At 71.6% G+C, this 23,916-nt stretch carries 26 protein-coding genes; 11 read left to right on the top strand and 15 right to left on the bottom strand.

The window, feature by feature from the left end; translation table 11 throughout:
- From ACFQ6X_RS31080 to ACFQ6X_RS31065, 4 genes are read right to left on the bottom strand one after another with little or no spacing between them, the layout of a single operon-like run.
- Positions 1-423: a PaaI family thioesterase gene (locus tag ACFQ6X_RS31080; RefSeq protein WP_383186346.1), complete on the bottom strand. Its 423-nt coding sequence runs from the start codon at positions 421-423 to the stop codon at positions 1-3.
- Positions 424-445: 22 nt separating this feature from the next.
- Positions 446-1,618, bottom strand: a complete 1,173-nt coding sequence (locus ACFQ6X_RS31075; protein WP_383186344.1) for a cytochrome P450 — start codon at positions 1,616-1,618, stop codon at positions 446-448.
- A 30-nt stretch (positions 1,619-1,648) separates the two neighbouring features.
- Complete coding sequence (locus ACFQ6X_RS31070; protein WP_383186342.1) at positions 1,649-2,374, bottom strand: response regulator; 726 nt, start codon at positions 2,372-2,374, stop codon at positions 1,649-1,651.
- Positions 2,371-3,591 (bottom strand): sensor histidine kinase, encoded by a 1,221-nt coding sequence (locus tag ACFQ6X_RS31065; RefSeq protein WP_383186340.1) that lies wholly within the window; start codon positions 3,589-3,591, stop codon positions 2,371-2,373. Before ACFQ6X_RS31065 ends, ACFQ6X_RS31070 begins: the two co-directional genes overlap by 4 nt.
- Positions 3,592-3,736: 145 nt before the next feature.
- On the opposite strand from ACFQ6X_RS31065, the gene ACFQ6X_RS31060 reads away from it, so the two are divergent.
- Positions 3,737-3,940 (top strand): hypothetical protein, encoded by a 204-nt coding sequence (locus tag ACFQ6X_RS31060; protein ID WP_383186338.1) that lies wholly within the window; start codon positions 3,737-3,739, stop codon positions 3,938-3,940.
- Here ACFQ6X_RS31060 and ACFQ6X_RS31055 read toward each other — a convergent pair.
- Positions 3,930-4,859, bottom strand: coding sequence for a DMT family transporter (locus ACFQ6X_RS31055; RefSeq protein ID WP_383186337.1), 930 nt, complete (start codon positions 4,857-4,859; stop codon positions 3,930-3,932). The two genes, ACFQ6X_RS31060 and ACFQ6X_RS31055, sit on opposite strands and share 11 nt — an antisense overlap.
- A 225-nt stretch (positions 4,860-5,084) precedes the next feature.
- Here ACFQ6X_RS31055 and ACFQ6X_RS31050 point away from each other — a divergent pair, with 225 nt between their 5' ends.
- The 4 genes from ACFQ6X_RS31050 to ACFQ6X_RS31035 all read left to right on the top strand — a co-directional run bounded on the left by ACFQ6X_RS31050 (position 5,085) and on the right by ACFQ6X_RS31035 (position 8,103).
- Entirely contained in the window at positions 5,085-5,729 is a 645-nt protein-coding gene (locus ACFQ6X_RS31050; protein WP_383186335.1) for a TetR/AcrR family transcriptional regulator, read from the top strand.
- Between the two features lie 226 nt (positions 5,730-5,955).
- On the top strand, positions 5,956-6,693 hold the full coding sequence (locus tag ACFQ6X_RS31045) for an SDR family oxidoreductase (RefSeq protein WP_383186333.1): 738 nt from the start codon (positions 5,956-5,958) through the stop codon (positions 6,691-6,693).
- A 58-nt stretch (positions 6,694-6,751) separates the two neighbouring features.
- Positions 6,752-7,189, top strand: coding sequence for a hypothetical protein (locus ACFQ6X_RS31040; protein ID WP_383186331.1), 438 nt, complete (start codon positions 6,752-6,754; stop codon positions 7,187-7,189).
- Positions 7,190-7,266: 77 nt separating this feature from the next.
- Positions 7,267-8,103 (top strand): aldo/keto reductase, encoded by an 837-nt coding sequence (locus tag ACFQ6X_RS31035; protein WP_383186329.1) that lies wholly within the window; start codon positions 7,267-7,269, stop codon positions 8,101-8,103.
- Positions 8,104-8,157: 54 nt separating this feature from the next.
- On the opposite strand, the gene ACFQ6X_RS31030 is transcribed toward ACFQ6X_RS31035, so the two are convergent.
- From ACFQ6X_RS31030 to allB, 3 genes are all read right to left on the bottom strand, one after another.
- Positions 8,158-8,487, bottom strand: a complete 330-nt coding sequence (locus ACFQ6X_RS31030; protein WP_329214970.1) for a putative quinol monooxygenase — start codon at positions 8,485-8,487, stop codon at positions 8,158-8,160.
- Between the two features lie 112 nt (positions 8,488-8,599).
- Positions 8,600-9,715 (bottom strand): allantoicase, encoded by a 1,116-nt coding sequence (alc, locus tag ACFQ6X_RS31025; protein WP_383186327.1) that lies wholly within the window; start codon positions 9,713-9,715, stop codon positions 8,600-8,602.
- A 2-nt stretch (positions 9,716-9,717) separates the two neighbouring features.
- Entirely contained in the window at positions 9,718-11,046 is a 1,329-nt protein-coding gene (gene allB / locus ACFQ6X_RS31020; RefSeq protein WP_383186412.1) for an allantoinase AllB, read from the bottom strand.
- 372 nt (positions 11,047-11,418) lie between these two features.
- On the opposite strand from allB, the gene ACFQ6X_RS31015 reads away from it, so the two are divergent.
- Entirely contained in the window at positions 11,419-12,219 is an 801-nt protein-coding gene (locus ACFQ6X_RS31015; protein WP_383186325.1) for an IclR family transcriptional regulator, read from the top strand.
- A gap of 83 nt (positions 12,220-12,302) precedes the next feature.
- Here the strand turns inward: ACFQ6X_RS31015 and ACFQ6X_RS31010 are convergent, their stop codons facing one another.
- Together ACFQ6X_RS31010 and ACFQ6X_RS31005 are read right to left on the bottom strand one after the other, a co-directional pair.
- Positions 12,303-12,983 carry an ABC transporter ATP-binding protein gene (locus tag ACFQ6X_RS31010; protein WP_383186323.1) on the bottom strand — a complete coding sequence of 227 codons (681 nt, stop codon included), beginning with the start codon at positions 12,981-12,983 and terminating at the stop codon, positions 12,303-12,305.
- Complete coding sequence (locus ACFQ6X_RS31005) at positions 12,980-14,059, bottom strand: ABC transporter permease (protein WP_383186321.1); 1,080 nt, start codon at positions 14,057-14,059, stop codon at positions 12,980-12,982. Before ACFQ6X_RS31005 ends, ACFQ6X_RS31010 begins: the two co-directional genes overlap by 4 nt.
- A gap of 110 nt (positions 14,060-14,169) precedes the next feature.
- Here ACFQ6X_RS31005 and ACFQ6X_RS31000 point away from each other — a divergent pair, with 110 nt between their 5' ends.
- Together ACFQ6X_RS31000 and ACFQ6X_RS30995 are read left to right on the top strand one after the other, a co-directional pair.
- Positions 14,170-15,375 (top strand): sensor histidine kinase, encoded by a 1,206-nt coding sequence (locus ACFQ6X_RS31000; protein WP_383186319.1) that lies wholly within the window; start codon positions 14,170-14,172, stop codon positions 15,373-15,375.
- On the top strand, positions 15,372-16,004 hold the full coding sequence (locus tag ACFQ6X_RS30995) for a response regulator (RefSeq protein WP_383186317.1): 633 nt from the start codon (positions 15,372-15,374) through the stop codon (positions 16,002-16,004). Before ACFQ6X_RS31000 ends, ACFQ6X_RS30995 begins: the two co-directional genes overlap by 4 nt.
- A 59-nt stretch (positions 16,005-16,063) precedes the next feature.
- On the opposite strand, the gene ACFQ6X_RS30990 is transcribed toward ACFQ6X_RS30995, so the two are convergent.
- Positions 16,064-16,366, bottom strand: a complete 303-nt coding sequence (locus tag ACFQ6X_RS30990; protein ID WP_329214973.1) for a DUF5955 family protein — start codon at positions 16,364-16,366, stop codon at positions 16,064-16,066.
- Between the two features lie 202 nt (positions 16,367-16,568).
- Between ACFQ6X_RS30990 and ACFQ6X_RS30985 the strand changes: the two genes are divergently transcribed.
- Together ACFQ6X_RS30985 and aceB are read left to right on the top strand one after the other, a co-directional pair.
- Positions 16,569-17,174 carry an NTP transferase domain-containing protein gene (locus ACFQ6X_RS30985; protein ID WP_383186315.1) on the top strand — a complete coding sequence of 202 codons (606 nt, stop codon included), beginning with the start codon at positions 16,569-16,571 and terminating at the stop codon, positions 17,172-17,174.
- A 255-nt stretch (positions 17,175-17,429) separates the two neighbouring features.
- On the top strand, positions 17,430-19,049 hold the full coding sequence (aceB, locus tag ACFQ6X_RS30980) for a malate synthase A (protein WP_383186313.1): 1,620 nt from the start codon (positions 17,430-17,432) through the stop codon (positions 19,047-19,049).
- 33 nt (positions 19,050-19,082) lie between these two features.
- Here the strand turns inward: aceB and ACFQ6X_RS30975 are convergent, their stop codons facing one another.
- The 4 genes from ACFQ6X_RS30975 to ACFQ6X_RS30960 form a co-directional block, all read right to left on the bottom strand.
- On the bottom strand, positions 19,083-19,439 hold the full coding sequence (locus ACFQ6X_RS30975; protein WP_383186311.1) for a hypothetical protein: 357 nt from the start codon (positions 19,437-19,439) through the stop codon (positions 19,083-19,085).
- 515 nt (positions 19,440-19,954) lie between these two features.
- Positions 19,955-21,310: a hypothetical protein gene (locus ACFQ6X_RS30970; protein ID WP_383186309.1), complete on the bottom strand. Its 1,356-nt coding sequence runs from the start codon at positions 21,308-21,310 to the stop codon at positions 19,955-19,957.
- Between the two features lie 106 nt (positions 21,311-21,416).
- Positions 21,417-22,013, bottom strand: a complete 597-nt coding sequence (locus ACFQ6X_RS30965) for a QsdR family transcriptional regulator (protein WP_383186307.1) — start codon at positions 22,011-22,013, stop codon at positions 21,417-21,419.
- Positions 22,014-22,109: 96 nt separating this feature from the next.
- On the bottom strand, positions 22,110-23,102 hold the full coding sequence (locus tag ACFQ6X_RS30960; RefSeq protein ID WP_383186305.1) for a fibronectin type III domain-containing protein: 993 nt from the start codon (positions 23,100-23,102) through the stop codon (positions 22,110-22,112).
- A 128-nt stretch (positions 23,103-23,230) separates the two neighbouring features.
- On the opposite strand from ACFQ6X_RS30960, the gene ACFQ6X_RS30955 reads away from it, so the two are divergent.
- Positions 23,231-23,839 carry a TIGR03086 family metal-binding protein gene (locus ACFQ6X_RS30955; RefSeq protein ID WP_383186303.1) on the top strand — a complete coding sequence of 203 codons (609 nt, stop codon included), beginning with the start codon at positions 23,231-23,233 and terminating at the stop codon, positions 23,837-23,839.
- Positions 23,840-23,916: the final 77 nt, after the last annotated feature.

Below are 23,916 nucleotides of genomic sequence, written 5' to 3'. Positions count from 1 at the left end.
TCAGGCTGCCGGGCCGGTGGAGAGAACCGTCCCCTGGGCCACCGCGCACAGCACTTCGGCCCCTTCGTCGTCCACGGTGTGCAGCTCGCATCGCACGACGGCCTGCCTGCGTCCGGTGTGCACGACGGCGGCCCTGGCCACGAGGGTGCGGCCGGCCGCGGGGCGGACGTACTGGATGGAGAAGCCGCCCGTGAGCACGGCCGGGCCGAGCGTCGTCCCGGCCGCGAAGGTGATCGAGTTGTCGGCCGCGTAGGCCAGCACACCTCCGTGCAGGTATCCGTTCTGTTGCTCCAGGTCCTCACGGACGTCGATCTCGAGGGTGGCTGCCCCCTCCCCGAACTCCGTGATCCGCGCACCGACGAGCCCGCTGAAGGGCTGGCTGTCGAGGATCTTCTGTGCCATCCGCAGAGATGGTTCCGTCATGGCGCTTCTCCCGATTCCGTTCCTACCAGCTCACGGGCAGACTACGGACCCCCCTGATCAGCATCCCCGGCAGCCAGTCCGGCTCCGCGCCGCCCGGATCCCGTACGAGGCCGGGGCACCGGTCCAGCAGGGCGCGGATCGCGATCCGCCCCTCCATCCGGGCCAGCGGTGCGCCCATGCAGAAGTGCATGCCGTGCCCGAACGCGAGGTGTCCCTGGGCCTCGCGCCGTATGTCGAAGGTGTCCGGGTCCGGGTAGCGGTCGGGGTCACGGTCCCCCGAGCCGAGGGCGACAAGGACCGCCTCCCCCGCCGGAATGACACGGGAGCCGACGGGGACCGGGTCCCTGGTGAAGCGGAGGGTCGCGTTCTCGACCGGTCCGTCGTACCGGAGCATCTCCTCGACGGCCCCGTCGATGAGCTCCGGATCGGCCCGGAGCAGGGCGAGTTGGTCCGGGTGGTCGAGCAGTGCGCGTACCCCGTTGGAGATCAGGTTCACCGTCGTCTCGTGGCCCGCCACCAGGAGCAGGAAGGCCATGCCGACCAGTTCGTCGGACGACAGCCGGTCGCCCCCCTCGTCGCGCGCCTGGATCAGGGCGCTCAGCAGGTCGTCGCCCGGTGCGCAGCGCTTGTCCTCGATCAGCTCGTCGAGGTAGGCACCCATGGCGTGGACCGCCGCGTCCTCCTTCTCGTGCGAGACGGGCGCGACGATGGCGTTCGACATCTGCCGGAAGGCGTCCCGGTCCAGGTCGGGTACGCCGATGAGTTCGCAGATCACCGTCATCGGCAGGGGGAAGGCGAGCGCGTCGACGAGGTCGGCGCTCCCGGCGGTCACCATCGTGTCGAGGAGTCCGTCGGTGATCTGCTCGACCCTCGGGCGCAGCGCCTCGATCCGCCGGGGGGTGAACTCACGGGCGACGAGCCGCCGCAGCCTGGTGTGATGGGGTGCGTCCATCTCCAGCATGTTGGCGTTGATCGGATTGTCCGCCGCCGACCAGCGCTCCGTCACCCGCCAGTCCTTGCTGAACCGCTGGTCCGCGAGGACCGCGCGGGCCTCCTCGTATCCGACGATCAGCCACACACGGTCGAAGGTGTCGGTGCGGACGGCGTGCACCGGGCCCTCGGCGCGCAACTTCGCGTAGTGCGGATACGGATTCGCCGTGAAGTCCGGCATCCCACGCAGATCGATCACGGACATCGGCCCGCCCCCTGTTCCGGTCTGATCCGTTCAGCGTAGGCCGCCCTCGGGCGGTCCGTCCTCGTCCAGCAGACCGGCATCGTGGACCAGCAGCGCGATCTGGACACGGTTGTTGAGCCCGAGTCGGGCGAGGATCCGGGAGACGTGTGTCTTCACGGTGGCGACACTCAGATAGAGCGTGGCGGCGATCTCCGCGTTGGAGCTGCCGCGTCCGACGGCCAGCGCAACGTCCCGTTCGCGGTCGGCGAGCTCGGCGAACCGTTGCCGCGCACGGTCCGCGCGGGCCGGACGGTCGTCCGCCGTGGCGCCCGCGGCGTGGGCCATGAGGCGGCGGGTGACGGCGGGTGAGAGGACGGGCTCGCCGGCTGCGACCCGCCGGACCGCCTCGACGATCTGGGCGGGCGGGGTGTCCTTCAGGACAAATCCTGCCGCTCCCGCGCGGATGGCCCGCAGCACCTGCTCGTCGGCGTGGAAGGTGGTGAGGACGACGACTTCGGGGGCCTCGGGCCTGCTCCGCAGTGCCTCGGTCGCGGCCAGTCCGTCCATGACGGGCATCCGGATGTCCATCAGCACCACATCGGGGCGCAGCCGGTCGACCAGGCCGTCGACCTCGGTGCCGTCGGCGCCCTCCCCCACGATGTCGATGCCCTCGGCTCCGCCGAGCATCAGGGTGAGACCGGCCCGTACGAGCGGGTCGTCGTCGACGATGAGCAGCCGGACCGGTCCTGGCGGCACCGCGGGCGTGGGGGTGTTCATGCGGGCCACGGTAGCCAGGCCCGGACACCGAATCCGCCGTCGGGCCCGGGTCCGTGCTCCAGACCGCCCCCGGCCAGGGTGGCGCGCTCGGTGAGGCCGATGAGGCCCTGGCCCGATCCGGGGACCCTCTCGAAGGGTTCGGTGGGGGCGGGGTTGCGGACCTCGATCGTGAGTCCGTCGCCCGGGCCGCCGGTCACGGCCACGGTGACCGGGGCGCCGGGTGCGTGCTTGCGGGCGTTGGTGAGGGCTTCCTGCGCGATGCGGTAGACGGTGCGTCCGGTGGCCGCGGGCGCCTCGGCCGGCTCGGCGACGCGGTTGTCCAGGGTGACCTTCATCCCGGCCGACACCGACTCCTCGACCAGCGCGTCCAGGGTGACGAGCGTGGGCTGCGGCCGGTTGCCCTCGTCGCCCTCCCCCGGGGCGCGCAGGACGCCGATGATCTCGCGGAGGTCCTGGAGCGCCTCGTGCGCGCTGTCCCTGATGACGCCGGCGGCCCTGCCGACCTCGGCGGGGGGCGCGTCGGGCCGGAATTCGAGGGCGCCCGCGTGGACGCTGAGCAGGGTCAGGCGGTGGGCGAGGACGTCGTGCATCTCGCGGGCGATGGCCTCACGGGCCAGCCGCTGGGCCTGCTCCGCCCGGAGCGCCGCCTCGGCCTCCGCCCGGCGCGCCCGTTCGCGCAGGGTGACCACGAGCTGGCGCCGTGACCGTACGACCATGCCCCAGCTGACCACCAGCAGGACCAGCAGCACCCCGATGATCGTGGAGGCAATGAAGGAGGTGGTCGGGTCCGGGCGCAGCAGGGGCTGCAGGGGGGCCACGGCGAGGGCGCCCGCGCCGACGATCGCCACCGGCTTGAACGGCCGGTGCACGGCCAGGCTGAACAGGGCGATCAGGAGCGCGCCGGCCGCGACGGGTTCCACGATGCCGACGACGGTCAGTGACACCGCGAGCCCCACGGGCCAACGGCGCCGGAGCCAGAGGGCGCAGCAGGCCGCGGCTCCGACCAGGGAGTCGACGAAGACGACGCCGTCCGGGGTGGTGTGGTCCGCGTCGATCGCGGCGAGGGCGAGCACCCCGATGAAGGCGGCGCAGAGGAAGGCCGTGATGTCGTCGATCCAGTCCCGTACGGTCCGGCGCGACCGGCCCCGGTCGCCGCCGGACAGCTCGTGGTCGGCCAGGGCCGAGGGCAGCAGCCAGCGGTACTCCGTGCGCGTCATATCGACAAAGCTACGCAGGCCGGACCCGCCGCAGGCCTGTTGCGGCCGGGGCAGAGACCAAAGTCGCACGATCCCAGACTTTCGGCGGGCCCCGCACGACCGGTGGCCGATGCCGGGGCAGGTCCGTGCGCGACAGGCTCGGATCATGAAGAAATTCGTGGAGACGGCCGGGTTCATCGTGTTCGTCCAGGGAGCCGCCGGACTGCTCTACGAGTGGACGGGTTGGTTCCGGCTGTGGGCCGTGGTGGCGAGGCTGGACTTCCTCGACGACCACGGGCTCTTCGTCAGCATCGTGCTGGTGGTGACCGGCGGGGCGGTGATGATCGCGGCGGACAGCATCAGGCCGTAGCCGTCCGGCTGTCCACGCTGCGGCGTCCCCAGGCGGTACCCCCCAGTACGAGCGCCGCGCCCAGCCCCCCGAGGAGGCCCAGCCGCTCGCCCCCGAGGGAGATGCCCACCGCGGCCGCCCAGAGCGGTTCCGTACCGAGCAGCAGGCTGACCCTGGACGGCGAGGTACGGCGTACGGACCACGCCTGCACGAAGAACGCGAAGAGCGTGCAGAAGACGGAGAGGAAGACCAGCCCGGCCCACTCGGCGGCACCGAAGTCCGCCGCCACCGTCCAGGGGGCGGGGCCCGTTCCGGGAACCGCGGCAAGCACGGCGAAGACGGCGACCGCACTGCCGAGCTGCACGGTGGTCAGCGACAGCGAGTCCGCCTCCTGGACCGCTCCGATACGGGCCATGGCCAGGACATGGACCGTACGGGCGAGGGCGGCGAGCAGCATCAGGAAGTCACCCGCCGAGGGGCTGGTGAACCCGCCGCCCTGGGTCAGGAGCACCACACCGGCGACCGAGAGACCGGCCGCGGCGAGAAAGGCCCTGGGCGGCCGGATCCGGGTGACCGCGGCTTCGGCGAGCGGCGTGAAGATCATGGTGAGGCTGATGATGAGACCGGCGTTGGTCGCCGAGGTGTGCACGACGCCGTACGTCTCCAGCAGGAAGATCCCGCTGAGTACCAGTCCCAGCAGCCCGGCGCCCCGCCACTGCTCCGCACTCAGGGCCAGCAGCTTGCGCCGGCCGGCCACGGCGAGGACCGGCAGCACGATCGCGAAGCGGAGCACGAGGACGGCGATCACGGTGTGCGTGGTGGTGATGCCCTTGGCCGCGAGGTAGCTGGCGCCCCAGACAAGGGCGACGAGCAGGACGGGAAGATCGGTGGCCCACGCGCGGCGGGGCGGGGCGAGGACGGGCAGGACGACAGAGGACACGTCGGCTTCTCCTGGTTCTCCACAGCGGGAAACGATGTGGAGACCTCGCCGGCTCACACGCGGAGCGATCACGCTACCCGGCGCGCGCCACCTGCGGGAACACCGTCCGGTGACCGGACCTGTCGCGTGTCCTCAGGGGTTGTCCCCCGTCGAAGCGGTCTTCCGCCGGTGGCGGGACCTCCTAGAATGTCGGTCTTATGGTCCTCTGAGACACGGAGTTGACGCATGGCTGGAGCGCGGCCGGACGGACGGGTCGAGCGGGGCAACCAGACCCGGCAGCTGGTTCTGGAGCGCGCGGTCCAGGTCGCCTCGACGGAGGGCCTGGAGGGCCTGTCGCTCGGGAGGCTGGCCACGGAACTGAAGCTGAGCAAGAGCGGGGTGTTCGCGCTCTTCGGCTCCAAGGAGGAGCTCCAGCTCGCCACGGTGCGCGCCGCCGTGACGGTCTTCGTGGAGCACGTACTGACACCGACGAGGGCAGCGGCCCCGGGGCTGGGCCGCGTCTGGCGCATGTGCGAGAGCTGGCTCTCCTACTCGAGCCGGCGGGTGTTCCTCGGCGGCTGCTTCTTCTACTCGACGATCGCCGAGTTCGACTCCCGTGACGGCAAGGTGCACGACGCGCTGGCCTCCTCACAGACCGGCTGGGTCACGTTCGTGGAGGAGACCATCGACGAGGCCAGGGTCCGTGGCGAGCTCGCCGAGGACACGGACGTCTCCCAACTGGCCTTCGAACTCATCGCGTTCATGGAGCTGGCCAACGCGGAGTCTGTCCTGCACAACAACACCCCCGGCTACACGAAGGCGGCGCGGGCGATCCTCGCGCGCCTGCGCGGCGCCGCGACGGACGTCTCGCTGCTGCCCGCAACTCCCTGAACGCCGGTCCTCCGGAGCGTTCGGACGTCCTGCGAGAACGTCCCGTACCGTGCGCGTCCTGCGGGCCGGTAGGTGGCGATCGCGATCCCGCTCCCGGTGGCCCGCGAAGCCGGGCGCCGGGGGCTTCCTGTCCGTTTCCCGCCGGTGGGTGGGCGTCCGGAGGGCTTTGCTTGTTCTTGCCGCCGCCGAACGGGCGCGGCAGCTCCGGCAGACAGGGAAATACACGATGACCAGCACCAACAGGACCGCCCTCGTGACCGGCGGAAGCCGCGGCATCGGTGCGGCGACCGCACTCAGGCTCGCCAGGGACGGTGTCGACGTGGCACTGACGTACGTCCGTGACAAGGAGGCCGCCGAGGCCGTCGTCCGCCGGATCGAGGCGTACGGACGCCGTGCGGTCGCCCTTCACTCGGACGCGGCCGACGCCGGCGCGGCCGAGGCGGCCGTGCACGAGGCGGCGGACACGCTGGGGCGGCTCGACATCCTCGTCAACAATGCGGGAATCGGTGTCCTCGGCCCCATCACGGATCTGACCACAGCCGATGTGGACCGGGTACTCGCCGTCAACGTGCGCGCCGTGTTCCTGGCCTGCCGGGCGGCCGCGGGACGGATGGCGGACGGCGGACGCATCATCTCGCTCGGCACCGCGCTGAGCAGGCACGCGGGCGGTCCCGGCGGCACGCTCTACGCCATGAGCAAGTCCGCCCTGGCCGGTCTCACCAAGCCGCTCGCCCGCGAGCTCGGCCCGCGCGGCATCACGGTGAACATCGTCCAGCCGGGCCCGGTCGACACCGACCTCAACCCGGCGTCCGGCCCGTTCGCCGCCGGCCAGCGGTCCGCCACCGCACTGGACAGATTCGGCACGACGGACGAAGTGGCCTCCCTGATCGCCTACTTGGCGAGCGACGAGGCCGCGTACATCACCGGGACCGAGGTGGTGGCGGACGGCGGCCACGCGGCCTGACCGTCACGGATCGAACACTTCGGCCGCGGCCGGCACGGGGGTGGGGTGGGATGGCTCCATGCGAGCCCTTCCCACCACCGCCGCCGGCGTCTGCGCACTGGTGGCACTCACCGCCTGCACGCACGGGGCGGCGACTTCGCCCGGGCAGCGGCCGACCACTTCGGCGCCCACGAGCGCACCGGTGGACACAGCGGCTCTGGAATCGTCCGTACGCGCCTATGTGAAGGCCTACTACGAGCCCGACACCGCCGCCGCCTACCGGCTCCTCTCCGCGACGTGCCGGGACCAGTGGACCGAGGAGTCCTTCGCCGAACTCCCCGAGCGGGCGACGTCGACGGCCCGACAGCTCGCAACGACGTACACCCTGCGGCGACTGACCGTGGGCAGGGTCACGAAGGACACCGCACAAGTGACCTACGGCGTCGGTGAGCCGAGATTCGACGAGACGTCCACATGGGTCCTGGAGGACGGCGGGTGGCACAACGACCTCTGCTGACCGGGGCCGCGCCGCGCTGCCCCTGCCCGCTGCCGGTCATACGCTGGCCGGGACGACAGCGAACGAAGTGGGAGCCCATGAGCCAGACCCCGACCCCGGTCCACACCCTCAACGACGGCCGCACCGTCCCTGCGGTGGGTCTCGGCACCTGGCCGCTCGACGACGAGGCGGCCGAGCAGGCGGTCGCCGGGGCGCTGGGCCTCGGCTACCGGCTCGTGGACACCGCTCTGAACTACCGCAACGAGACCGGCACCGGACGCGGGATCGCCCGCAGCGGCGTACCGCGCGAGGACGTCTTCGTGACGACCAAGGTGCCCGGCCGGCATCACGGGTACGAGCGGACGCTGGCCTCCTTCGAGGAGTCCCGGGGCAATCTCGGGCTGGAGTACGTCGACCTGTACCTCATCCACTGGCCTCTCCCCGGTGTCGGCAAGTATGTGGACACCTGGAAGGCGATGATCAAACTCCGCGAGGAAGGGCTCGTACGTTCCATCGGCGTCTCCAACTTCACCGCGGCCCACCTGGCCCGGCTGGAGCAGGAGACGGGCGTGCTGCCCGCGGTGAACCAGATCGAGATGCATCCGCTGCTGCCTCAGGAGGAGTTGCGGGCGGTGCACGCCGAGAAGGGCATCGTCACGGAGAGCTGGAGCCCGCTGGCCCGGGGGCGCAAGGTGCTCGAGGCCCCGGAGGTCGTGGCGGCCGCCGGGGCACACGGGGTGACACCGGGCCAGGTCGTGCTGCGCTGGCACACGCAGCTCGGTGCGGTACCGATCCCGAAGTCGGCCGATCCCGGGCGGCAGCGCGAGAACCTGGACCTGTTCGGGTTCGAGCTGACGCCCGAGGAACTGGCACTGATCGGGGGCCGGCCGCAGCATCGCTTCGGCGGCGACCCCGAGACGCACGAGGAGTTCTGACGTCGGGCCGGGTGCCGCGAGACGGTTGCCGCAGGCGGCCGTCCGATGCCCGGGTCAGCGGTTGCGGGGGGTGACCTCCGACATCCGGGACCAGTCGTCGCCCGGCACCTCGACGTTGATGATCTCCGGAACCTCGGAGACCAGCCCGGACATCGTCTCGATCGCCGCCTTGAAGTGCTGCGAGTTCACGTGCGCCACACCCGCCTCCTGCGAGGCGAAGGCTTCGAGCAGGACGAACTGGTCCGGATTCTCGACGCTGTACGACCACTCGAAGAAGAGGTTGCCCGGCTCCTGACGGGTGGCGAGGGTGAAGTCGTCGACCGCCGGGAGCCAGTTGTCACGCTCGGCGGTACGGACGGTGAACCTGACGGCGATGAAGATCATGGCGACTCCTGGTCGACGGCGTGCCGCGGTGCGGGCGTCGACCAGGGTCCCATATGGCTTCAATCAGGGCATGCCCGGCACACCCGTGTGCCGCCGACGGGCCCTGCGGTTCCTAACCGCCCAGCTCCTCGTGACGGGCGGCCAGACGGTCCGCCCCTTGTGCGGTCAGCGAGCCGAGCAGCCGCAGCCTGGAGATCCCGCCGTCCGGGAAGATGTCGATCCGGACGTGCGTGCCGAGCGCGGGCTCCGGAAGGACGAAGCGGTGGTTCGTGTCGGGCTGCAGCCGGGTGCGGGGCAGGATCTCGGTCCAGTCGCCGCCGCTCCCGTCGCACACCGACAGGGTCGCCCATCCCGCCGCGTTGCCCTTGAGGTAGGCGGTGTCGATCTCGACGGCGCGGATCTCCGACTGCTCGGCGAGCCGGTAGCGGATCCAGTCGTTGCCCTTGTCCCGCCTGCGCCGCGTCTCCCAGCCGTCGTCCATCTTGCGGGAGCGGCCCGGTGCGATGGTGTTGGTGGCCGGGGAGTAGAAGCGGTCGGAGGCGTCCTCGACCTGGCCGCCGTTCTCCAGGGCCACGAGGTCGAACGTACCGAGGGCGGACAGCCAGGCCGGGTCGGGGGCCACCTCGCCGTGGACCCTCAGCCGGGCTATGCCGCCGTCCGGGTGCTGGTTGACCCTGAGGTGGGTGAAGCGCTGCCCGGAGTCGACCGTGAAGCCGTTGGCCGCGTGGCCGCCGACGGCCGTACGGGGTACGAGCGTTGTCCACTTCACGTCGGGTGCGAGGAGGTCCTGGGGCGACGGGGAGCCGGGGACCGAGGTCGCCTCGACGGAGACCGACTGCGGGTAGTTCCCACGGAAGTGGGCGGTGTCGACGACGAGTCCGCGCACGACGCCGGGTGCGCCGAGGCGTACGAGCGCCCAGTCGTGGTCCTCGTCGGTGGGGTGCGGCTCGGCGGCACCGGTACCGCGTCGGCGGCGGGTCTCCCAGCCGTCCATGATCTTGCCCTTGTGGCCGAAGCGCTCCGGGTCGAACGCGGCGGGCTCCGGCTTCAGCAGATTCTCGCGCTCGGCGAAGAACTCGTCGTTGGCGGCGATCACGCCGGCGCCGAGCCGGCGGTCGGCGAGGTCCACGAGATGGGTGAAGGGGAATTCCGCGGTCCGGTAGTCGGCGTACGGGTCGCCACCTCCGTACGGGCTCGCGTCGCCGGTGAAGCGGGGTGTCGCCGTCATGGTCAGTGGTTCCTTTCGAGGAGGCGGCCGGTGGGTTCGCCGAGTACGCCGTCGGCCGCGATCCGCTGCCCGCGCAGCCAGGTCGACCTGACGACGCCGTACAGCGTCCGGCCCGCGTAGGCGGTGACCTGGTTGCGGTGGAAGAGCTCGGCCGGGTCGACGGTGAAGGTCTCGTCGGGGGCGAGGACCGCGAAGTCCGCGTCGTGCCCGGCCTCGATGGCGCCCTTGCGGGTGAGACCGGCGAGCGCGGCGGGGGCGGCGGACATCCAGCGGGCCACGTCGTCGAGCGTGTGGCCGCGCCTGCGCGCCTCGGTCCAGATGGCGGGGAGGCCCAGCTGGAGGGAGGAGATGCCGCCCCACGCGGAGGCGAAGTCCGGTGTCTTGAGGTCGGTGGTGCAGGGCGAGTGGTCGGAGACGATGCAGTCGATGGTGCCGTCCGCGAGGCCCGCCCACAGCGCGTCCTGGTTGGCGGCCTCCCTGATGGGCGGGCAGCACTTGAACTCCGTCGCTCCGTCCGGGACTTCCTCCGCCGTGAGGGTGAGGAAGTGCGGGCAGGACTCGACGGTGACGCGTACGCCCTCACGCTTGGCGGCGGCGATCAGCGGCAGGGCGTCGCTGGAGGAGAGGTGCAGGACGTGGACGCGGGCGTTCAGCCGCTTGGCGTGGGCGATGAGGCCCTCGATGGCGGTGTTCTCGGCGTCGCGCGGCCGGGAGGCGAGGAAGTCTGCGTACGCGGGGCCGCTGCGCTGCGGAGCGGACGCCAGGTGGTGCGGGTCCTCCGCGTGCACGATCAGGAGTCCGCCGAATCCGGCGATCTCGGCCATGGAGCGGGCCAGTTGCTCCTGGTCGAGCTCGGGGAACTCCTCGACCCCGGAGGGCGAGAGGAAGCACTTGAAGCCGAAGACCCCGGCCTCGTACAGCGGACGCAGATCCTTCGTGTTCGACGGGATCGCACCGCCCCAGAATCCGGTGTCGACGTGCGCCTTGGGTGCCGCCACCTGCTGCTTGGTACGCAGGTGCGGAACGGTGGTGGTCGGCGGGAGGGAGTTGAGCGGCATGTCCAGCAGCGTGGTGATGCCGCCTGCCGCGGCCGCCCGGGTGGCGGTCCAGAAGCCTTCCCACTCGGTGCGGCCGGGGTCGTTCACATGGACGTGGGTGTCGACGAGGCCGGGGAGCAGTACGTCGTCGCCGAAGTCCTCGGTGCGGGCCCCGTCGGGCACCTCGGTGTCGTAGGGCAGGACCGCCTCGATCGTGCCGCCGGTCACGACGACCGCGGCCGCACGGGTCCCCTCGGGGGTGACGACGCGCGTCGAGCGCAGTACCAGTTTCATGTCCGCCTTCACGTCCGCACCGGGCACCCGTGCTCCTCACTCAGAATTTCAACGAATTGTTGAAGGAGTCTTCACTCGGGAAAGCACCCCGTCAAGACCTCACTTTCCTCGCGGGGCGACGAGCGGGCCACCGGCGGCCCCGGGGCGGCACCGATTGGAGAATTCCACAAAGTAGAAGTCACATTTCGCCAGGCGGAACGTAGAATGGGCCAGGAGCGGCACCACCCCACCCCGGACAGACTGCGGCTCCGACTGTCGACACCAGGACAAAACAGGTTCTGACCGGCAAGGACGCCGCACCGGGAGCAGTGGGCCGATCGGGAGCAGCCCGGTAGGCTGCTGCCTTGCCTCCGCTTCGAAAGGACCGTTGACGTGCCGCCGTCCCACGCCAGCACATCCGACTCCAAGCCCGCCGGTCCCAGTGGCGGGGTGCAGTCTCTCGAGCGCGCCTTCGATCTGCTGGAGCGCATGGCGGATGCCGGGGGCGAGGTCGGGCTCAGCGAACTCTCCGCGAGCAGTGGTCTCCCGCTGCCGACCATCCACCGGCTGATGCGCACGCTGGTCGTGTGCGGCTACGTACGCCAGCAGCCCAACCGCCGTTACGCGCTGGGCCCGCGGCTGATCAGGCTCGGCGAGTCCGCGTCCCGGCTGCTGGGCACCTGGGCGCGTCCGTATCTCCAGCGCCTGGTCGAGGAGACCGGCGAGACGGCGAACATGGCGCTGCTCGACGGGGACGAGATCGTCTACGTCGCACAGGTGCCCTCGAAGCACTCGATGCGCATGTTCACCGAGGTGGGCCGCAGGGTTCTCCCGCACTCCACGGGGGTGGGCAAGGCCCTGCTCGCGAACACGCCGGCGGACGAGGTCCGGGCGCTGCTGGCCCGTACGGGAATGCCCGCGGCCACCGAGAAGACGATCACCACACCGGACGGCTTCCTGGACGCGCTCGAACAGGTGCGCAGGGCGGGCTACGCGGTGGACGACAACGAGCAGGAGATCGGGGTCCGCTGCCTCGCGGTATCCGTGCCCAACTCCCCCACCTCGGCCGCCATCTCCATCTCGGGGCCGGCGGGACGGGTGACGGAGGCGGCGACGGAGCGGATCGTGCCGATCCTTCAGCAGATCTCGAAGGAACTCTCCGAGGCCCTGGCCAGCAACGGCTCGACGAGCTGAACCTCCGGGGCCGGGACGGCCCCGGAGGTCCCAGAAGGTCGCGGAAGGTCTCTGAGGCCCCGGAGGCCCCGGAGCCTCGGAGGTCAGACCCGCGACGGTGCCGACAGGCAGCCGTCCCCCATCGTCACCGTCCCGTCCGCCCGGTCCAGGTGGGCCCGGTCGTGGGTGACCATCACCGTCGCCGTCGACCACTGCCGGGTCAGCCCGGTCAGCAGGTCGAGGACCGCTGCGCCCCGCTCGTGGTCGAGCGCGCTCGTCGGTTCGTCGACGAGCAGCACCGCAGGTTCGTTCATCAGGGCACGCGCGATATTGACCCGCTGGCGCTGACCGCCGGACAGCTGGTGCGGTCTGCGGTCGGCCTTGTCCGCCAGGCCCACCGCGTCCAGCAGCTCCCGTGCCCGGCGCCGTGCTGCCCGTGCCGAGCCGCGCGACAGGTGGGTCATGACCTGCAACTGCTCCGCAGCGGTCAGTGAAGGCAGCAGGTTCGGCTGCTGGAAGACGATGCCGATGCGCTCCCGGCGCAGCGCCGCCCTGTCCGCGCGGCTGAGCCCGGCGGTCTCCGTACCCGCGACGACGACGCGTCCACGGTCCGGAGTGACGAGGGTGGCCGCCACCGCGAGGAGGCTGGACTTGCCGGAGCCGGACGGTCCGACCACCGCGGTCAGCGAGCCCGCGGCGACGTCCAGCGAGACCCGGTCGAGCGCCGTGAGCCGGGCATCCCCGTCGGGGTAGGTCAGGGTGACATCGCTGAGGGTGAGGGTCATCGGGCACTCCCGAGTGCGGTGAGCGGGTCGACGGAGGTGATCCGCCGGATGGACAGGGCGGCCCCGAGCAATCCGAGGGCGATCATCACCGCGGCGGGCACGAGGACGGTCGACACGTCGAGGACGAACGGCACGGTGCCGTCCGGTCCCCCGACCAGCGCACCGATGCCCGCGGCGAGCGCGGTGCCCGCCCCCGTACCGAGGGCGAGCATCACCACGGCCTGCCCGAGCGCGTCCCGCAGCAGGTACGCAGTGGAGGCGCCCAGGGCCTTGAGTACGGCGACATCGCCGCTGCGCTGGATCGTCCACACCGTGAAGAAGGCCCCTATGACCAGCGCCGAGATGGCGAAGAGGGAGCCGCGCATCAGCTGGAGCGAGCCGTTCTCGGCCTGGTACGAACCGATCGCCGCCAGGGAGCCGTCGAGCGTCAGGGTGCTCGTGCCCGCTGCCCTGTCACCGGCGGCCGGATCGGCGTCGGCGGTCGTGGTCAGGGCGACCACGGTGGCTTGATTCCCTGTGCCGCCGATGCGCTGCCAGTCGGCGAGGGACGTCCACACCACCGGCGTATGGCTGTACGAGGCGTCGCCCCGAACCGCGTCCACGGTCACTTCCGCGGCGCCGAGCAGGATCGTGTCGCCGGCCCCGGCGCCGAGGTCGTCCGCAGCCTTCTCGGAGAGCACGACCCGGCCTGCACCCACGGTGCCGGGCGCGAGCCCTCCGTGCGGCTCGACGCCGAACGCCGAGACCGCGGCCGTGCGGTCGCCGTCGGCCGTCCCGGCGTTCAGCGTCCGGATCCCGAGCGGCTCCGCGGCGGTGACCCCGGGCAGGCCGGCCCAGGTACGCCAGGCGCTCTCCTCGACGGTCGAGTTCGTGAACGACTCCGATTGGCCGTCCGGCGGGGCGGCGAACGCGAGACGGTCGGCGTTCAGCCCTGTCACGGCCGAGGTGTTCTCCCTGGCCAGGCCGGCCGTGAGACCGGACAGCAGGCCCACGAGCAGCGTGATCAGCACCACGACGGTGCCCATGAGGGCGAACCGTCCCTTGGCGAACCGCAGGTCTCTCCATGCAACGAACATGACTCCAGGCTCGGGCCGCGGGCCTCGGGAGACATCGCGCGCCGGAGGGGGCTGACATCAACCTTTCGATTGACCGGCCGCGCGTCCGGCGCGTCTACGCTGGACCGACCATGCATTCGCGTTCGCACACCCCCGTCACCGCCGCGCTGCGGCTCTGCCTGCACGCATTGCTGATGGGCCTGCTGGCGCTGGCCGCGGCACGCGCGGTGAGCGACGGCACGACACACTCCACGGCCGTCGTCGTCGTGGCGGGAGTGATGGCCGCGCTGTACGCGGCGGGCGCGCTCGCCCCCCTCGTACAGCCGCGGACCCGTGCCGCCGCCGTCTGGCTCGCGGCCCTCGGCGCGGTCTGGCTCGCCCTGCTCGCGCTGTCGTCCGACGCCTTGTGGGTGGCCTTCCCGCTCTACTTCCTGCACCTGCACCTGCTCCCCGCGCGGTGGGGCCTGCCCGCCGTGGCGGCCACGGCGGCGGCCGCGATCACCAGCTTCGTCCTGCACGGCGACGCCGTCACACCCGGCACCTTCATCGGGCCGCTGCTCGGTGCGGCGGTGGCCGTGGCGACCGTGTTCGGGTACGACGCGCTGTTCCGGGAGAGCGAGCGACGCCGCGAGCTCATCGAGGAGCTCGTCTCCACCCGGGCGGAGCTCGCCGACGCCGAACGCACCGCGGGCACCCTGGCCGAACGGGAGCGGTTGGCCCGCGAGATCCACGACACCCTCGCCCAGGGCCTGTCCAGCATCCAGCTGCTCCTTCGGGCCGCCGAACGCACGCTGCCGGAGGACGCTCCGGCCACCGCACATGTCCGCCGGGCCCGTCAGGCGGCGCAGGAGAATCTGGCCGAGGCCCGCCGCTTCGTACGCGCCCTGACCCCGCCGGACCTGGAGCACGGTTCGCTGGCCGCGGCCCTGTCCCGTCTCTCGTCGCGCACCTCGGTACCGGAGCTCACCGTGCAGTTCGCGGTCAGCGGTACGCCGGTGGAGCTGCCCACCCCGTACGAGGTGGCGCTGCTCCGTACCGCCCAGTCGGCGCTGGCCAACGCGGTGCGCCACTCGGGTGCGCGGCGGGCGGAGATCACCCTCAGCTTCATGGAGACGTCGGTGGCCCTGGACGTGGTGGACGACGGGAAGGGCTTCGACCCGACGGCTGACGGGGGGCGCGGGGGCACGGAGAGCGGAGGCTTCGGGCTGCCCGCCATGCGCGCGCGGGCCCGCTCGCTGGGCGGCACGCTGAGCGTCGAGTCGGCGCCGGATCAGGGTACGGCCGTCGCCGTCACGCTGCCGCTGCCGTCCGCCGAGCCGGAGGGCGCCGCCGCATGACCGACCCGATCAGGCTGCTGCTCGCCGACGACCACCCGGTGGTCCGGGCAGGCCTGCGCGCCCTCCTCGACACCGAGCCGGACTTCCGGGTCGTCGCCGAGGCGTCCACGGCGGAGCAGGCAGTGGCCCTTGCCGCGACCGGGCAGTTCGACGTCGTCCTGATGGACCTGCAGTTCGGCGCGGGGATGCACGGCGCTGAGGCCACGGCCGCGATCACGGCGGCGGCGGACGCGCCCCGGGTGCTGATCCTCACCACGTACGAGTCGGACGCGGACATCCTGGCCGCGGTCGAGGCGGGAGCCGGCGGCTACCTGCTGAAGGACGCCCCGCCGGTGGAGCTCGCGGCAGCGGTGCGTACGGCGGCTGCCGGCCGCTCGGCGCTCGCCCCGGCGGTCGCGCACCGCCTGATGGACCGGATGCGGACCCCTGCCCAGGCCCTGACCAAACGTGAGCTCGAGGTGCTCCAGCTGGTCGGTGAGGGGCTGTCGAACCAGCAGATCAGCAAGCGGCTCTTCCTGAGCCAGGCAACGGTGAAGTCCCATCTGGTGCACATCTACGCCAAGCTCGGCGTCGACTCACGCACCTCGGCCGTCGCCGCGGCGACCGCACGCCGCCTGATCCGCCGCTGACCGGGCGCGCTCCCCCGGGGCGCGGCGGCAGCTCCGGCGGACCGGCCGTCACGCCGCCCTCACGGGCGCGGCGGCTCCCCGAAGAGGTCCACGGCGATCCTGACGTCCCGCAGGCCGGGAGCGAGTGCGCTGACCGAGCCGATCGCCCCCGCGACCAGGAGGAGGGAGCGGCGCAGCCGGGGAATCTCGGGCGTTCCGCTGACCGCCATGGCGTCCAGCGCGGCCAGCTCGTCCTCGGCGATTCCGCGGTCGGGGAACTCCACGGGGTGTCCGGCCAGTTCACGGCGGAGCCGGGACACGGCCGTACGCAACTCCGCGACTCTCGGATCCTCATCACTGCCGGTCAACCGCTTCTGCCCCACGCTTCGCAACAAAGCACTCCCCCTCGCACGTTCTGTGCCGGTGTACCGACCAGGTCCCGGGCGGCGGTCAAGTGCCTGGGGCCGTCGTCAAGTTAACGCCATGAAAGGTGGCGTGCGCCACTCCGCGGCCGGAAAATGAGGGTACTCCCTGAGAGTGACCGCCATGTCGCCAGTGCGAACGGAGCAGTGGTATCCAGAGCGCATGGCTGACAAACAAAGGATCCCCGTGGTCGCCGGCGTGCTGCTCGCCGCAGGCGGCGGCCGCAGGCTCGGCGGCCGGCCGAAGGCCCTGCTGGAGCACCGCGGGCGCCCCCTGGTCGAGCACGCGGTCCGCGCACTGCGCAACGGCGGGTGCGGCCCGGTCCATGTGGTGCTGGGCGCCTCGGCCGACGAGGCACGGTCCCGGGCGGACCTCTCCAGGTGCACGGTGACCGTGAACCCCCGCTGGGAGGACGGCATGGGCTCCTCGCTGCGTGCGGGGCTCGCCGCGCTCACCGGTTCGGACGCGGATGCGGCGCTCGTCCTGCTGGTCGACCAGCCGGGCATCGGCGCGGAGGCGGTGGCGCGGGTGCGGTCGGCGTACCGGTCCCGGACGAGCCTGGTCGCGGCGACGTACGACGGGCAGCGGGGCCATCCGGTGATGTTCGGCGCCGAGCGGTGGGCGGACGTCGGGGCGGGAGCGGTCGGCGACCAGGGGGCGCGGGCGTATCTGCGGACGCACCGCGATGCGATCACGCTCGTCGAGTGTTCCGATGTGGCTCAGGCGTACGACATCGACACGGCGGAGGACCTGGGGCACCTGGAATGAACGGAGGGTACCCGCCCTGGCACGGTGCGCCATCTCCTCCCCACTTCTGTCGACCCGGAGAATCTCGATATCAACAAACCATTGAACTTCCACCATGAGGAAACTAATATCCACTGATCAGAAGCGCGGAGTACCAGTTCCGCACCCGGACGGCACTCACAGCCGCATCCCGGAGCCATGGCACGCAGTGCCGTCCCAGGCGACCCGGCGGCTGTGGGCCGCCGCCCGCACCACCCGCTGAAGGAGTGACAGCTCATGTCCGCACCAGCGCCGTCCCCGCTGGCCATCGTCGATGCCGAGCCCCTGCCGAGGCAGGACGAGGTCCTGACCGATGCGGCTCTCGCGTTCGTGGCGGAGCTGCACCGGCAGTTCACGCCCCGGCGTGACGAGCTGCTCGCCCGCCGTGGCGAGCGCCGCGCCGAGATCGCCCGCACCTCCACGCTGGACTTCCTGCCGGAAACGGCGGCGATTCGCGCGGACGGCTCCTGGAAGGTCGCGCCGGCCCCGGCCGCGCTCGACGACCGCCGGGTGGAGATCACCGGTCCGACCGACCGCAAGATGACCATCAACGCCCTGAACTCGGGCGCCAAGGTCTGGCTCGCCGACTTCGAGGACGCGTCCGCCCCCACGTGGGAGAACGTGATCACCGGCCAGCTCAACCTGATCGACGCGTACACCCGGAACATCGACTTCACCGACCCGAAGTCCGGCAAGTCGTACGCCCTCAAGCCCGCCGGGGAGCTCGCGACCGTCGTCACGCGCCCGCGCGGCTGGCACCTGAACGAGCGCCACCTCCAGCTGGACGGCACCCCGGTGCCCGGCGCACTGGTCGACTTCGGGCTCTACTTCTTCCACAACGCGCAGCGGCTGATCGACCTCGGCAAGGGCCCGTACTTCTACCTCCCGAAGACGGAGTCGCACCTGGAGGCCCGCCTCTGGAACGACATCTTCGTCTTCGCCCAGGACTACGTCGGCATCCCGCAGGGAACGGTCCGCGCGACCGTCCTCATCGAGACGATCACCGCCGCGTACGAGATGGAGGAGATCCTCTACGAGCTGCGCGACCACGCCTCCGGGCTGAACGCGGGCCGTTGGGACTACCTCTTCTCCATCGTCAAGAACTTCCGTGACGGCGGCTCGAAGTTCGTCCTGCCGGACCGCAACCTCGTCACGATGACCGCCCCGTTCATGCGCGCCTACACCGAACTCCTGGTCCGCACCTGCCACAAGCGCGGCGCGCACGCCATCGGCGGCATGGCCGCGTTCATCCCCTCCCGGCGCGACGCCGAGGTCAACAAGGTCGCCTTCGAGAAGGTCAAGGCGGACAAGGACCGCGAGGCGAACGACGGCTTCGACGGCTCCTGGGTCGCGCACCCCGACCTCGTCCCGATCGCGATGGCCTCGTTCGACGCGGTCCTCGGCGAGAAGCCGAACCAGAAGGACCGGCTGCGCGAGGACGTCTCGGTGGCGGCGGGCGACCTGATCGCCATCGACACCCTGGACGCGAAGCCCACGTACGACGGCCTGCACAACGCCGTCGCGGTCGGCATCCGCTACATCGAGGCGTGGCTGCGCGGAATGGGCGCGGTCGCCATCTTCAACCTGATGGAGGACGCCGCCACCGCGGAGATCTCGCGCTCGCAGATCTGGCAGTGGATCAACGCGGACGTGGTCTTCGAGAACGGCGAACACGCCACCGCGGACCTGGCCCGCAAGGTCGCCGCCGAGGAACTGGCCGCGATCCGCGCGGAGGTCGGCGACGAGGCGTTCGCGGCGGGCAAGTGGCAGCAGGCCCACGACCTGCTGCTCCAGGTCTCCCTGGACCAGGACTACGCGGACTTCCTGACCCTGCCGGCGTACGAGCAGCTGCGCTGACGACAAACCCCCGGAAGCGCCGTACCCCGCGCGTCACCGCGCCGGGGTACGGCGCTTCCGGCATACGGGCAGGTCGGCAGCGACCATACGCACGAAACACACCACGGCCCGGACGAGCAGGACGTTCACGACCGCCCCGAGCCCGCACGAGAGAGCCAGGCTGAACGGACCGGCCTCACCGCCACCCCCGCCGAGGTCGCCGAACACCGCGGTGAGGGGCATGAGGACGAAGACGTACAGGAAGTTCAGCCCGGGCTGCGACAACCAGAACAGCAACGGGCCTGCGTGCGAGGGGCCCTGGGCCCCCATGACCAACCCGCCGACGACCATGGCGACGACATACACGAGCGCCACGGTCCGGGCGGCAGGGGGACGACCGGTACGGCTCATCACTGCGGGCCTCTCGTCACGGGGCGCCGAGGAGCGACCAGCGGCCCCAACCGACACCCTCGTTATTGAACACGTTCGAAACATACCATCCGGTCATCGGGGCCTCGATCAGGAACCGGTAGGTTCATGCGCGATCGATGGTTTCAAATGACGAGCCCCGGCTCGCCGGTGGTCGGGAGATACCGATGGCTGCTGCGCTAGCCCTGTGGCTCCTCATGCCTGCGGCCTGGGCAGCGCTTCCCTGGCTGCCTCCGCACCGAACCGTCGGTCGATGCGTTGCCGTGCTTCAGCTCTTCCTGTCCGCGGCCGCCTTGTCCTTCGGGATGCCGGCGGACAATCTCCCTGTGTGGTTCCTGATCCCGGGCCTGGCCTCTTCCCTGACGCGGCTGATGCCCACACCGTCGGGGCGCCGGGGCCGGCCACCGGACCGAGCCGGGGAAGGGTCAACGGGTTGAGCTGCGGCCGGGGAGCCGGTTCCGCTGCTCCCAGGGGTCCGGGAGCAGCGCGTCTCCGCCTCAGCGCTGTGCGGCGCCTTCACCGGACGGGATGTCCGGGTAGTCCCTGAACAGCAGCGACACCGCGTGCTCGTCCGAGGGCCAGTTGGGCACCGCGATGGTGGCGTCCGCCCCGCCGGTCCCGCGCATCGTCTGCGTGACGGGGATCGTTCCGCCGGCCCGGGCGTCGGCCGGGAGGTAGAGGTCGGTGGCCGTCAGGAACGGGACCCTGTCGAAGGGCGGCAGCGGCGCGTCGAGGTGGCTCGCGCGGTCGCAGTCCTTGTCGAACGCGAACACGCCGAGGATCTGTCGCAGTTGGGGTGAGACGGCCGGGTTGAGTACGTCGGTCCCGACGATGCGGAGCCGGTCGTCGTCCGCCGTGCCCGAGCGCCACTCGCGGGCGCGGACGATGGTGAGCGCCGTGTGACCGGGGCAGGTGTCCATGTCGTCCGCGACACCGCCCGGCGGGGAGACGAGGAGCCGTACGAAGCGGTCGCTGCGTTCGAACGGTTCGAAGTAGAAGTGGCTGGTGCGCTCGCCGCCGCGGATGAGGGCCAGTTCGTAGTGTCCGCGTCCGTTGACGCCGAGCGGGCCGAAACTGCCGTCGGCGCCCACCCGCACGATGTGCTGCGGAAGGTGGCCGGCACGGGCGCCGGTGGCGGGGTCCAGTCTCCAGACCTCGAGGCGGCCGGGGAGCCCGGCGTTCTGCGGGAAGTGCACGACGCGGCCGGCGATCTTCACCGGGCCGGGCAGTTCGGGCAGCACGCGGGTGGTGTGCGGTGGCCTGCCGCGGAGGAACTCGTAGATGTGCGCGAAGCTCTCGGCGGATGTGGCGCTCTCCGTGTGTCCGGCCTGCGGCTCGTGGACGTTGACCGCTCCGCCGATCGATCCGTTCGGCTGGAGGCTGCTCCAGATCGCGAGGGTGGGCACCCCGCCGGGGGGTGCGGATGCCGTACGGCCGTCCAGATTGACGTACTTGGCGACCTCCGCCGCCCGTTCCGGCACGGAGAGGTACGCGTGCACGACCCTCGTACCCCGCGAGTGCGCCAGGATGTCGACCTGCGCCGCTCCGGTGCGGGCCCGGACGGAGTCGACCAGTGCCTCCAGACCGGCGATCGCGTGGTCGTCGGTGGCGATGGAGGTGTCGTACTCGTGGACGTACAACAGGTCGTCGCGGTAGCCGTTGCCGGAGAACCGCTTGGCCTGGGACTGCCATTGCTGCGCCGAGCCCTGCTGGCCGTGGACGAAGATCACCGGGTTGGCCGTCGTGCGCGGTGCGGCCGCGGACTGTGTCGGGGCCGTCAGGGCGGTGAGCGTCCCTGCGATGGCCAGGAACACAGCGAGCAGGATGGTCCGGGCCGGTAAGGAACCGGTCATGATCTCCTCCGGGTGGCGTGTGCGGGGTCGTTGCGCCGTCGGAGTCGGAAACTACGGCCGGCGCCGCCGGCCCACCAGTCGCCGCCGCGAGCGTGAGACAGCGGTCTCAGATCCGGCCCGGCACCGTTCGGAGCGTTTGGTGGAGTACGGCACGGGCAGTGCGTTCGGCCAGGGCGAGGTCGAGCCGGCGGCTGCTCAGCAGCTCGGCGTACAGGGCGGATTCGACCACCCGGACGTAGAGGTAGGCCAGTTCGTCGATGCCCGACGCGGGCCAGAGCGGTCCGCTCTCCCCCGACTCCTCCAGCAGGATGCCCCGTTGCGCCAGCACGGCCTGCCGGTGCACGCCCCCGCCCGTCAGCAGACGGCGGGCGGTCTCGGGCTCGGCACGGAGGAAGTCCCGGAAGGGGGTGGAGCCGCGCAGGGCCGTGACGAAGTACCGGGTGATCTCCAGGACTCCGTCCACGCCCGCGCTGGTACGCCGGCGCCGCGCCCGGTCCAGCAGGTGGTCCGCCAGTTGCCACAGCACGTCGGCCAGGAGGCCGTCCCGGCTGCCCACCACGCGGTAGAGCGTCGCCCGGCTGATCGCGAGGTCCTGGGCGAGCGCGTCCATGTCGACCGTGCCGTGCCGCAGGAAGTACCGGCAGGCGCTGTGCACGACGTGGCCCCGGCTCACCACGCGTCGGGCAGGTGCCGCACCCGGCATGGCCGGCTCGCCTCCTCCTGGGCCGGCGCCCCGGGCTGCCCCGGGGCGGGGGCCGGTACTTTACCGCGTGCGGCCCCCGCGCCGGGCGGTGCCTTTTCAGCCGGTGAGCACGACCGTGCGCTGGGCCGAGAAGTCGCCCCACGTCCCGTCGGGCAGTTTGGGCCGGATCTTGAGCGAGTAGCGCGTGCCGGGCGGATCGCTGAGGGTGAGCCGGTACGTCGCGCGGCCTGCGGGCGGGGTGCCGCCCCAGACGATCGTGGTGGTCAGCTTCCCGTTCAGGTACAGCTCGTACGCCGGGATGGTGCCGCCGGTGTCCGGCTGGTCCCAGGACAGGTCGACCAGGAACTCCTTGTTCCCGGCCGTCGTCCTGGTCCGCAGCCCGGTGGGTGCCGTGCTCGCGGGGGCTCCGGGGGCGGAAGCGGTGGTGAGGTCGAGCGCGTCGCTGTCGGGTGAGGACCTGTCGGCGGCGTCCCTGGCCCGGACGGTGAAGGTGTAGACGGTACCGGGACGAAGTCCGGTGAGCCGGGCCGTCGTCTGCGTGCCCGGCACGGTGTGGATCCTGGCGTCCTCCTGGTAGACGTCGTACGCGGTGACGCCCACGTTGTCCGTGGAGCCGCCCCAGGAGAGGGTGGCCGTCCGGCTGCCGTCGGCCGTGCCGCGGAGCTTCACCGGACGGGTCGGGGGCTCCTCGTCGGCGGGTGTGGGAGCGGGGGTGGTCACGGGGACGGCCGCGCTCGGTGCGGACAGGTTCCCGCCGCCGTCACGGGCGCGGACGGTGAAGGTGTAGGCGGTGGCCGGGGTCAGGCCGACGATGTCCGTCATCTGCTTGGTGGCCGGGACGGACGCCGCCTTCTTCCCTTCGCGGTAGACCTCGTAGCCGGTGATCTTCTTGTTGTCCGTGGCCTGCTCCCACATGACGTGGACCGACGTGGAGCTGCCCGCCTGTGCGGTCACCCCCTGGGGTGCCGTCGGTTTCTGGGTGTCCGCTTCCGCGGCGCCCGCGCAGGCGGTGAGAGAGGCGAGGAGCAGGGCGGCGGAGCAGGCCAACGCGGTGCGTGCGTGGGGGCGTTGCACGGTGATGCCTTCCATCCGGCGGCAATTGGTCCAGACCTGTATGCCATGCAGGTGGGGGTGTCCACAAGGGCGTGGATCAGAACGTTCCGCAATGTCCTGCGATGCGTGCGATGAGTTCCGGGCGCCGGAGCAGTCTGAGGAGTATGGATACGCTCAGCGGAACCGCACCCGACCTCGACCTGGAACCGGCGACCAGGCAGATCGGCGAACTGATCAGCTCCGTCGACGACCGGCAGCTCTCCGGACCCACCCCCTGCCCGGAGTATTCGGTCCGCGACCTGCTCGCCCACATCTTCGGACTGTCCGTCGCCTTCCGCGACGCGGCACGCAAGGACCTGGGGCCGACGACGGGCACCTCACCGGACTCGGCTCTGCCGGTCCTGCCCGACGACTGGCGGGACTCGCTGCCTCCGCTGCTGGACGAGCTCGTCGCGGCATGGCGCGACCCGGCCGCCCGGGAGGGCATGACCCAGGCCGGCGGGGTGGAACTGCCCGGCTCGGTGGCCGCCCTGGTCGTGTCGAACGAACTGGTCGTGCACGGCTGGGACCTGGCCCGGTCGACCGGTCAGGACTTCCGGGCCGACGAGGCGAGCCTGCGCTCGTCGGAGGCGCTGCTGGCGCCCGGGGACGACGACAGGTCCGGTCCGGACGCGATCTTCGGCCCGCCGGTCCCGGTTGCGCAGGACGCGCCGCTGCTCGACCGCGTGATCGCGCTCAGCGGTCGCCGGCCGGACTGGAAGCCGGGCGACTGACGGAAGGCGGGACGGAGGCGGGAGTCCGGGACGGAGGCGGGAGTCCGGGACGGAGGCGGGAGTCCGGGACGGAGGCG

Source organism: Streptomyces sp. NPDC056452, from assembly GCF_042796085.1.
Lineage (GTDB): Bacteria > Actinomycetota > Actinomycetes > Streptomycetales > Streptomycetaceae > Streptomyces.
Note: the sequence above shows the minus strand (reverse complement) of the source record. Positions and strands in the feature narration are given on the sequence as shown.

What these genes read in the sequence shown, in the direction of transcription:
- ACFQ6X_RS31075 (WP_383186344.1), bottom strand. Translation starts at nt 1,618, where the DNA reads ATGTCCGTGATCGATCTGCGTGGGATGCCGGACTTCACGGCGAATCCG.
- ACFQ6X_RS31040 (WP_383186331.1), top strand. Translation starts at nt 6,752, where the DNA reads ATGCGAGCCCTTCCCACCACCGCCGCCGGCGTCTGCGCACTGGTGGCA.
- aceB (WP_383186313.1), top strand. Translation starts at nt 17,430, where the DNA reads ATGTCCGCACCAGCGCCGTCCCCGCTGGCCATCGTCGATGCCGAGCCC.
- allB (WP_383186412.1), bottom strand. Translation starts at nt 11,046, where the DNA reads ATGAAACTGGTACTGCGCTCGACGCGCGTCGTCACCCCCGAGGGGACC.
- ACFQ6X_RS30970 (WP_383186309.1), bottom strand. Translation starts at nt 21,310, where the DNA reads ATGACCGGTTCCTTACCGGCCCGGACCATCCTGCTCGCTGTGTTCCTG.
- ACFQ6X_RS31050 (WP_383186335.1), top strand. Translation starts at nt 5,085, where the DNA reads ATGGCTGGAGCGCGGCCGGACGGACGGGTCGAGCGGGGCAACCAGACC.
- ACFQ6X_RS30995 (WP_383186317.1), top strand. Translation starts at nt 15,372, where the DNA reads ATGACCGACCCGATCAGGCTGCTGCTCGCCGACGACCACCCGGTGGTC.
- ACFQ6X_RS31005 (WP_383186321.1), bottom strand. Translation starts at nt 14,059, where the DNA reads ATGTTCGTTGCATGGAGAGACCTGCGGTTCGCCAAGGGACGGTTCGCC.
- ACFQ6X_RS31065 (WP_383186340.1), bottom strand. Translation starts at nt 3,591, where the DNA reads ATGACGCGCACGGAGTACCGCTGGCTGCTGCCCTCGGCCCTGGCCGAC.
- ACFQ6X_RS30985 (WP_383186315.1), top strand. Translation starts at nt 16,569, where the DNA reads ATGGCTGACAAACAAAGGATCCCCGTGGTCGCCGGCGTGCTGCTCGCC.
- ACFQ6X_RS31030 (WP_329214970.1), bottom strand. Translation starts at nt 8,487, where the DNA reads ATGATCTTCATCGCCGTCAGGTTCACCGTCCGTACCGCCGAGCGTGAC.
- alc (WP_383186327.1), bottom strand. Translation starts at nt 9,715, where the DNA reads ATGACGGCGACACCCCGCTTCACCGGCGACGCGAGCCCGTACGGAGGT.
- ACFQ6X_RS31070 (WP_383186342.1), bottom strand. Translation starts at nt 2,374, where the DNA reads ATGAACACCCCCACGCCCGCGGTGCCGCCAGGACCGGTCCGGCTGCTC.
- ACFQ6X_RS31010 (WP_383186323.1), bottom strand. Translation starts at nt 12,983, where the DNA reads ATGACCCTCACCCTCAGCGATGTCACCCTGACCTACCCCGACGGGGAT.
- ACFQ6X_RS30965 (WP_383186307.1), bottom strand. Translation starts at nt 22,013, where the DNA reads ATGCCGGGTGCGGCACCTGCCCGACGCGTGGTGAGCCGGGGCCACGTC.
- ACFQ6X_RS31000 (WP_383186319.1), top strand. Translation starts at nt 14,170, where the DNA reads ATGCATTCGCGTTCGCACACCCCCGTCACCGCCGCGCTGCGGCTCTGC.
- ACFQ6X_RS30975 (WP_383186311.1), bottom strand. Translation starts at nt 19,439, where the DNA reads ATGAGCCGTACCGGTCGTCCCCCTGCCGCCCGGACCGTGGCGCTCGTG.
- ACFQ6X_RS30960 (WP_383186305.1), bottom strand. Translation starts at nt 23,102, where the DNA reads ATGGAAGGCATCACCGTGCAACGCCCCCACGCACGCACCGCGTTGGCC.
- ACFQ6X_RS31060 (WP_383186338.1), top strand. Translation starts at nt 3,737, where the DNA reads ATGAAGAAATTCGTGGAGACGGCCGGGTTCATCGTGTTCGTCCAGGGA.
- ACFQ6X_RS31035 (WP_383186329.1), top strand. Translation starts at nt 7,267, where the DNA reads ATGAGCCAGACCCCGACCCCGGTCCACACCCTCAACGACGGCCGCACC.
- ACFQ6X_RS30955 (WP_383186303.1), top strand. Translation starts at nt 23,231, where the DNA reads ATGGATACGCTCAGCGGAACCGCACCCGACCTCGACCTGGAACCGGCG.
- ACFQ6X_RS31080 (WP_383186346.1), bottom strand. Translation starts at nt 423, where the DNA reads ATGACGGAACCATCTCTGCGGATGGCACAGAAGATCCTCGACAGCCAG.
- ACFQ6X_RS31045 (WP_383186333.1), top strand. Translation starts at nt 5,956, where the DNA reads ATGACCAGCACCAACAGGACCGCCCTCGTGACCGGCGGAAGCCGCGGC.